The following is a 2,589-nucleotide window of genomic DNA, read 5'->3' as shown; positions in this document are numbered from 1 at the left end:
ATTCAGATCGGCATAATCAATGCTTTCGCTGCTTGTAAAGGTCGGATTATCCAGCATTTTAGCTGGAGCCTTGAATAAATCGTCATGTCTGAATCCAGAGACATCACCTACTGCGCTCACCAAAGGCGCGCCGGTTGGAGGGCTCACCAGATCCAAAATTGCCGTTTCCTCTACCCCTTTAGCGGCTACTGAAATATCCAGCTTTCCGCCTTTATCCCAATTGGTCAGATTTTTAGAGCCATAAATCGTAGCTCCGGTGCCGTACAACATATGGTCTGAATTAAATGGATCTATCTCCAGATCTCCAATCATCCACCCCAGCTTGGGCGATACTTCCGGTGGAGCAGGGTTGGCATTGAAAGTCAGCCAAGGCGCACCGCTTATATCCAGATTGTATTTTAGCTTACGAGACGGATAACCATCAAATTCCCAAATAGGATTCCAAGTTGCCCCACTATCAGTGCTGCGATAAATCGTTTCATCCGGCCACCAGGCATTCAACGTAGCAACCATGAGTGTACCTGGCTTCTGGGCATCCACCGTCAGTCCACCATATCCAAAATGATTGTCCGCACTACTGCTACCTATGGGGCTAATGTTAGTCCATTGCCCGCTTGCTGTATTCAATTTCCACAGTTCACCCTTTGATCCATCATATGGACCTGCTCCATCGCTATAAGAAATATATAGATTGCCGTCCGGTGATAACACACCGTGATGTGGCAAATAGCCCGTAGGCTGTCCCGCTATAGCAGACCAGGTTGTCCCGCCATCTGTACTGCGATAGACACTTTGCTTTTTGTCTGCAACACCTACATAGATCATCTGCGTTGCTTTACTGGAAGAGCCTGTTTTTTTGTCAAAGGTGATCCACGCTAAACCGACAATGTCGCTGGTATATTCATCGGGAAACTGCTTACCTTGCTCCAAGTTGCTCCAAAATCAGAGCTTTTCCATAGTCCATTACCACTTCGAGCTCCAAAGAACAAAATATTATTCTTATTTGGATCAATCGTCAGACGTTCACCCATTGAACGCCCCGGCATATTGCCCCCCACCTTAAAAGGAAGCTTGGTTGTCTGCCACGTATTGCCCCTGTCGGTGGAACGCATAATTTGCCCGTTTTGTTTATCCCATGAATTAGTATACGTACCTGTAGCTATATATACACGATTCGGATCAACAGGATCAGTCGCTAGTGCATCGACACCATTTTTGTTCCAATCCTCCCAGCCCACAGAATCCGTCAGCGGAATCCAACTCTCATTGGCAGCATTCCAGCGGTAAGCTCCTCCAATATCTGTACGGGCATAGATCAGGTCTTTTTCCGTTTCATTAAAAATAATGCCAGGTACAAAACCACCTCCTCCACCCGTAACCACACTTTTCCAACTGTAATCGTCACTTGGAGCAGCATGAGTCGGCGCTATCATTCCTGTCCAGGAAGCACCCGCTACCACAAGCGCCAAACAAGCAATTCTCAACCTGTTTTTTGCCTTAGTCAATGAATTCAACCTCCTTCTTCATTATCAATTGAATATGCGAGTCATTTTGAGATAAAAGTAATCAGCCGATTCTGAATTCGTTCCTATCGTTATCGTTGCTTCTCACAATTCTGACAAATGTCCTCTCAGACTCACCCCCATTCATTCCCAATAAATACGGCGCTTTTTGTTAGCGCTTACATCGGTGACTTGCTCAATAGATTCGTCATCTTTTTCCCATTTCCTTGTGCGAAAAATCAAGATAATACAATTTTATCTCCTGCTCCGCAGCTTATAATAGGAGGTTTGAACTTCCTTCAGAGTTAATACCTTTTATTTAATTTTATTATGAATTTTTCATATAGTGAATTAATTACTTGATTTTCATTCTTTATGGGTGTCAAAATACTTTGATTTACAACAAAAAACCGCGCTATGCGCGGTTCCAGCTTCGTTAATATGTCCTCAGTCATAAACATATGCCTATTATTGCAAGTATTCAAGCGCCAGTGCTAAAAAAATATGCCCTGAGACGAGCAATGCCCGCTCATCAAAATCAAAGTGAGGATGGTGATGAGCAAAATGCGTTCGTTCATCCTCATTGCGTGCACCCACATGAATGAAGGCTCCCGGTCGTTGCTCTAAATAATAAGCAAAATCCTCTGCTCCCATGACCGGCTTCAAATCCAAAAAAGCGTCTGCTCCATACAGTCTGCCGATGAGCTCGCGTACACGTTCCGTTTCGGCTTCGGCATTCACCAAAGAAGGATAGCCATTCAGATAGTCAATTTCGTATCCGGCATGATAAGCCTCAGTCAACCCCTTGACGATACTGCGAATTTCATTCTCGACTTCCTTACGCACTTCCTTATTAAACGTACGTACGGTGCCTTCAATTTTAGCCTTATCTGCAATCACATTAAAGGCAGTTCCAGCTTGAAATACCCCAATCGTTAACACTGCTGATTCAATAGGGTCCACCCTGCGACTAACCACCTGCTGCAACCCGTTCACAATTTGACTGCCGATAACAATAGAGTCCACCGTCTGATGCGGTCGTGCGCCATGCCCGCCTTTACCGTTGATCTGGATCGTAAACGCGTCG

General features: G+C 45.0%; 1 protein-coding gene and 1 pseudogene. Both read right to left on the bottom strand.

The window, feature by feature from the left end; all coding sequences use genetic code 11:
* Positions 1-1,505: pseudogene (locus GRP75_RS24020) on the bottom strand (xyloglucanase); the annotation flags it as partial.
* Between the two features lie 465 nt (positions 1,506-1,970).
* Positions 1,971-2,589, bottom strand: a 619-nt coding sequence (locus tag GRP75_RS24015; RefSeq protein ID WP_160790571.1) for a M20 metallopeptidase family protein, incomplete at its 5' end; no start/stop codon positions are given.

Source organism: Paenibacillus sp. OT2-17, assembly GCF_009827695.1.
In the GTDB taxonomy this organism is placed as follows: Bacteria; Bacillota; Bacilli; order Paenibacillales; family Paenibacillaceae; genus Paenibacillus; species Paenibacillus polymyxa_B.
Note: the sequence above shows the minus strand (reverse complement) of the source record. Positions and strands in the feature narration are given on the sequence as shown.